This window comes from Curtobacterium sp. 18060 (assembly GCF_902706105.1).
In the GTDB taxonomy this organism is placed as follows: domain Bacteria; phylum Actinomycetota; class Actinomycetes; order Actinomycetales; family Microbacteriaceae; genus Curtobacterium.
The window spans coordinates 141,160-147,221 of record NZ_CACSJV010000004.1; the positions used below are offsets into that span (position 1 = coordinate 141,160).

The window sequence follows — 6,062 nt, forward strand, 5'->3', positions numbered from 1 at the left end:
GGGCGCATGACCGACGTCGACCTCGAGTTCGCCCGGGTCCGAGCGGTCCTCGACCGTCCGACCCTGCGCCTCATGTCCCGCCCGACGAGCGCGACGGTCCTCGCCGTGTTCCGCACGGTGTTCGACCGCGACGTCCAGTACGTCCCCGCCGACCGCATGCACCTGCAGGTCGAGGAGCACGTCGCCCGCCTGCAGGCCTCGGGTGCACGCGTACCCGCGAGCGAACAGCACGAGCAGAGCGAGCAGGACCCCCGACCGAACGGCCGCGCCCTCTGCCGTGAGTGGGTGGCGGCACAGTGGCTGGTCCGCTCCAACTCCCCCGACGGCGACGAGCAGTACTCCCTGACGAGTCACGCGCTCGAGGCCCTGAGCCTCGTCGACGCCCTGTCGGCCGACCGCGCACTGATCAGCGAGAGCCGCCTGGCGATGATCGTCGACGCCGTGCACCGCTGGGCCGCCCGCGCAGAGCCGGACCCCGACGTGCAGATCCGCCGCATCGACGCCCAGATCGCCGAACTGCGGGCCGAGCGTGAGCGCCTCGAGCACGGCGACGACGTCGTCACCGTCGAGGACGACCGGATGCGCGACGGGTACACGAACATCTCCGACCTGATCCGGCAGCTGCCGAGCGACTTCAAGCGCGTCGAAGAGGCCGTCGCGACGATGCACCGCTCGATCGTCGAGGACTTCCGACAAGAGGTCCGCCCGATCGGCGAGATCCTCGACGACTACCTCGCACGCACCGACAACCTGATGCAGGCGACCCCCGAGGGACGCGCGTTCGAGGGCGCCTTCGAGCTCCTGCGCGACGACGCCCTGCTGCTCCGCCTGCGCGACGACATCGCGACGATCCTGTCCCACTCCTTCGCCGACGGCCTCGGAGCCGGTGAGCGTCGCGCGTTCCGCAACACCGTGACGATCCTGCGCCAGGGCATCGAGGACGTCCTCGCCCAGCGGCGTCAGCTCACCGCGACACTGCGCGACCAGATCGTCGCCCACGACGTGGTCCGCGACCGTGAGCTCGACGCAGTGATCCGCTCGATCAACCGCGGCCTGGCGACACTCATGGACCAGAGCGGTGCGCGCGACCGCATCCCGCTCCCGCTGCTGCCGGCGTCGGCCGAGGTCGGCACCCTGCGCGAGCGCTTCTACGACCCGGACGCCGAGTCGGTGCCGCCACCCATCGAGGACCCCGACGACGACGTCTTCGAGGACCTCGACGTCGAGATGCTCCGCAAGCACGGCGGCCCGCTCCTGACCGAGCTGCGTGCCGCGCTCCGGTTCGCCGAGGCCGACTCGAGCGTCGACGCCTTCCACGGGCTGCCGCCCGAACAGCGTCGACCGGTCGAGCTGTTCGGCCTCGCCCACCTGCTCACCGGACGCGACGACTTCGAGTCCGCCGCGCACGTCGCGGAGCACCGGACAGTGCGTCCGGACGGCAGCCCGGTCACCTTCCACATGCCCACCGCTGCGCTCGCTGCCGAGCACGCGCCGGTCGGCGATCCCCACGACGACAACGCACAGGAGGCACGGTGAGCGACACGACGCCGGCACCGGTCGACGAGACCGTCCCGTACGACGACCCCGCAACGGTCGTGCCGGACGACGAACGCGACGAGTCCAGCTTCGCCCTCTTCGAGGGCGACGAGGGCCGGCTCGACGAGCACCAGCGACGGGCCCTGGTGGCGCTGCTCCGGCACTCGTACGTCAGCTCCCGCACGCACCCCGACGAGTGGCGTGCCGTCCTCGACGCCGAGTACCAGCTGCGGTCGCGTCTGAACGACCTGTTCCTCGAGCTGCACGTCGACCGTGACCGCGAGGTCGCGTGGAAGCGCCAGGCCCGGTCGGAGAGCCAGCGCCGCACGTTCCCCACGTTGCTGCGCGACCTGCCGTACACCCGCGAGGAGACGATCGTCCTCGTCTACCTGCGGATGCGCCTGCGCGCCGACGCCCGACCGGCTCCGGACCAGGTGGTCGTCGACCGCTCGGAGATCCTCGGGCACGTCGCCGGCTTCCGACCGGCGACCGCGACCGACCGCACGCGCGACGAGGGCCGGGTGGCGAAGGCCGTCGAGCGCCTCGTCACGGCGCGCATCCTCATCCGCACCTCGGACCCGGACCGCTTCCGGGTGGCGAGCGTCGTCGAGGTGCTGCTCCCCCTGGAGCGCCTGCTGGAACTGGACACGTGGCTGCGGACCACCACCGCGCACGAAGACCCGACCGACCAGGGCGGCGAGCCGACCGACGGAGCCGCCACGGGCCTCCCGGCTGACGGATCCGACACCGACGACGACGGCGAGACGGAAGCATGACCGACACCTTCCAGATCCCCGCGCTGTTCGACACGGTCGCGCAGTGGCGCGCCGAGTCGATGCAGGTCGTCAACTGGGGCGGGTTCCACGGCCACCGGCAGGTCGAGCTGTCCGGCACCGCGACCCTCATCTCCGGCGCGTCCGGCACCGGCAAGTCCACGCTGATGGACGCGTACCTGGCCGTGATGATGCCGTCCGACGTGCCGTTCAACGGCGCCTCGAACGACGCCACGACGGGTCGCGCGCGCAGCGCCGACCAGCGCAACCTGCTCACGTACCTGCGGGGCAAGGTCGACACCCGCCGTGACCCCGAGTCCGGTGCACTGCGCGACGTCAACCTGCGCGGCGACGACCAGACCACCTGGGGCGCGGCCGCGGTCACGTTCCGGAACGACGACGAGCGGCGCTTCACGGTGCTGCGGGCGTACATCGTGCCGAAGCGTGCGCGGGGCGTCGGCGACATCCAGATGACCATGGCGACGGTCGACGACACGTTCGACCTGCGTCGGCTCGAGGAGTTCGTGCCGACGCGGTTCCACCACCTCGAACTGACCGGACGCGTACCGGGGCTGGTGATCCGCGACACCTACCAGGAGCTCGCGTACACGCTGCAGACCCGGCTCGGCATCGGCGACTCCGGCGGCGGGAACCGGGCGATGCGCCTGCTCGCGCGCATCCAGGCCGGGCAGCACCTGCCGACCGTCGACGCGCTGTACAAGTCGCTCGTGCTCGAGACCCCGGGCACCTACGAGGCGGCCGACCGCGCCCTCGCGCACTTCTCCGCGCTCGACGAGGCGTACGAGGCGATGGACACCGAGGAGCGCAAGGTCCGCATCCTCTCCCCGATCACCGACCTGCACGACGAGATCGAACGCTCGAAGGCCGCGGCCGAGGCCCTGGACGGCATCGCCACCGGCGCCGAGGTCTCCCCGTTCGCGCACTGGACGGCCTCGCGGAAGCGGGACCTGCTCGACGCCGAGGTGGACCGCAACGGCCGGGAGCGCACGGCGTCCCGCGCCGAGGTCGCCGCCGCCGAAGCCCGGCACGCCGCCGTGGAGATCGAGCTGCGTGACGCCGAGGCGCGGCTGCGCGACCAGGGCGGCAACGCGCTCGCCCAGCTCGAGGACCGCATCGAGCGACTCACCCGTGAGCGCGACGCGGTGGTCCGGACCCGGGCGACGTTCGACGAGCGCACAGCGGTGCTCGGCACGTCCGTCGCGACCGAGGCCGACTTCACTGCCGCGCAGCGCAGTTCGCACGAGTTCCTCGGTTCCTACGCTGCTTCGCGCTCGTCGTTGGACGACCGCCGCGACGCCCTGACGCGCGAGGAGTACCCGCTGCTCGACCGGGAGCGCTCGCTGCGCCAGGAGCGGCAGTCGCTCGAGCACCGTCAGGGCGCGATGCCCCTGCCGATGCACGAGGCCCGGCTCGCGATGGCCCGGGCCGCCGGCATCGACCCCGCCGACCTGCCGTTCGTCGCCGAACTGCTCGACGTGCAGCCCGGCGAAGAGCGCTGGCGCACGGCGATCGAGTCCGTGCTGGCCCCCGTCGCCCGCACCCTGCTGGTCGACCAGGACCGCCTCGGCGCGTTCAGTGAGGCGATCGACGCGCTCCGCCTGCCCGTCCGCGTGCAGTTCGAGGGCGTACCGACCGGACCACACCTGGACCTCGACGGCGATCCCGCGATGGTCTCCGGCAAGCTCGCCATCAAGCACTCGCCGTTCAGCACCTGGGTGCGGGAGCGGATCGAGTCGGACCGCACCGACGCCCGTTGCGTCACCGACGCCTCGGAGCTCGGTGGTGGTGGCCGGCGCGTGACCGAGTCCGGCCAGCTCCGCGACGGCCGGCGTGGTGCGCACGGTGACCGCCGCCAGGCGAACGTCATCGGCTTCACGAACGAGGCCCGCGTCGCCGCCGTCGAGCAGGAGCTCGCGTCGATCGCGCAGGACCTCGCCACGCTCGAGGCCCGTCGCACCGACGTCGCGCAGGACCTCACCGCGCTCGACGTCCTCCGCGCCGCGCACCAGCACGTCGTCGACGTGACCTGGGACGCCATCGACGTCCAGGGAGTCGAGACCTCGCTGGCACGCCTCGACGAGGAACGGCAGGCGCTCCTCGCCGCCGACGACGGCCTCCGGACCCTGCGCGCCTCGGTCGCCCGCCTGCGGAAGTCGCTCGACGAGACCGCCGACCGCCGCTCCGCCGCGCGGCTCTCCGTGCAGCGCCTCGAGGAGCGGCACGCCGTGCTCGTCGACGGCCAGGACGCCGCCGCCGAGATCCTGGAGCGCTTCGAGTCGTCACCGGGCTCGGTACCGGACGCCGAACAATCCCGGCTGTTGTCTGAGACGTTCGCCGAGGTCGGGGCACCGGACGGTGTGGACGGTTTCGACGACGCCACCCGACGGCTCCGACGACGCCTCGAGGAGCGGCTGTCGCAGGCACTCGACGGTGCCGCAGCGGCCTCGACGTCGTTGACGCTCACGTTCCAGCGGTACCAGGACGCCTGGCCGGACCCGAACCTCGGCACCGGCGTCGCGTCGTACCCGGACTACCACGCCATCCTCGACCAGATCGTCGCGACCGGCCTGCACGCCCGCCGCACCGAGTGGCGTCGGCGGCTGTCGCAGTGGAGCGGCGAGGACCTCGTGCCGCTCGCCGGGGCCTTCGACCGGGCCGTCGTCGAGATCGAGGAGCGCCTCGAACCGGTCAACGAGATCCTGCGGGACCTGCCGTTCGGCGCCAACCGCGACCGTCTGAAGATCCAGATCCGGCGGGTCACGCGCGAGGACGTCACCGCGTTCCGCCGCGAGCTCCGCGCCCTGTCCGCCTCGGTCGACGCCGAGCTGACCGACGACGTGCTCGAGACCCGGTTCCGCCGGCTCCGGCGCTTCATGGCCGTCATCCGCCCCGACCCCGACGCTGCCCGTGGCCGCACCACGCAGCGCGACGCCGTGCTCGACGTCCGGCGGCACATGGAGATCACGGCGGTCCGCTACGACACGTCGGGCAACGACCTCGGTGTGTACTCGTCGCTCGGTGACAAGTCCGGTGGTGAGACGCAGGAGCTCGTGGCGTTCATCGTCGGTGCGGCGCTCCGCTACCAGCTCGGCGACGAGACCCGGCCCCGGCCGCGGTTCGCCCCGGTGTTCCTCGACGAGGCGTTCATCAAGGCGGACTCGGAGTTCGCCGGTCGTGCGGTCACCGCGTGGCTGCGGCTCGGGTTCCAGCTGGTGGTGAGTGCGCCGCTCGACAAGGTCACGGCGCTCGAGCCCTCGATGGAGCGGCTGCTCTCGATGCGCAAGCACCCCGAGACCGGTCACTCGTCCATCACCGAGATCGCCCGGGTCCCCGCCGACGCCTGACGCTTGCCGAGAGGTCACGAACTGTCGGGAGGCGGCGGCGCCGCCGACAGTTGGTGACCACTCGACGCGCGGCAGGCGGCGTGTCCTGACCACCCGGCACGCGCTGTGGGGGCGCCCGGCGACGGCCTGGAGGCGCGGGGCGAGCCCGCCACGGGCGTCCCGGCCGCTCGTCCGCCGGTCGCAACACCCCGCTCACCTTCGCGCACTGGTCACGATGCGTCGCCTGGCGGCGCCGCCGCCGACGGCCTGCGACCACTCGGAGCACGGCCGACGCGATGTCCTGACCACCCGGCGGGTGCTTCGTCAGCGTGTCGACAGGCGCCGCACAGACGTTCCTTGACCACTCGCCGCTACGGTGATGGCGTGTTCGGACGCCGCTCCCCCAAGC

General features: G+C 72.4%; 3 protein-coding genes. All 3 read left to right on the forward strand.

Features of this window, described 5'->3' with window-relative positions:
* Window positions 1-6: 6 nt before the first annotated feature.
* The 3 genes from GVL05_RS04040 to GVL05_RS04050 are packed head-to-tail and all read left to right on the forward strand — an operon-like array spanning window position 7 to window position 5,674.
* Window positions 7-1,536 carry a DUF3375 family protein gene (locus tag GVL05_RS04040; RefSeq protein WP_159571503.1) on the forward strand — a complete coding sequence of 510 codons (1,530 nt, stop codon included), beginning with the start codon at window positions 7-9 and terminating at the stop codon, window positions 1,534-1,536.
* Entirely contained in the window at window positions 1,533-2,312 is a 780-nt protein-coding gene (locus GVL05_RS04045) for a DUF4194 domain-containing protein (protein ID WP_159571507.1), read from the forward strand. Before GVL05_RS04040 ends, GVL05_RS04045 begins: the two co-directional genes overlap by 4 nt.
* Complete coding sequence (locus tag GVL05_RS04050) at window positions 2,309-5,674, forward strand: ATP-binding protein (protein WP_159571510.1); 3,366 nt, start codon at window positions 2,309-2,311, stop codon at window positions 5,672-5,674. Before GVL05_RS04045 ends, GVL05_RS04050 begins: the two co-directional genes overlap by 4 nt.
* Window positions 5,675-6,062 lie beyond the last annotated feature (388 nt).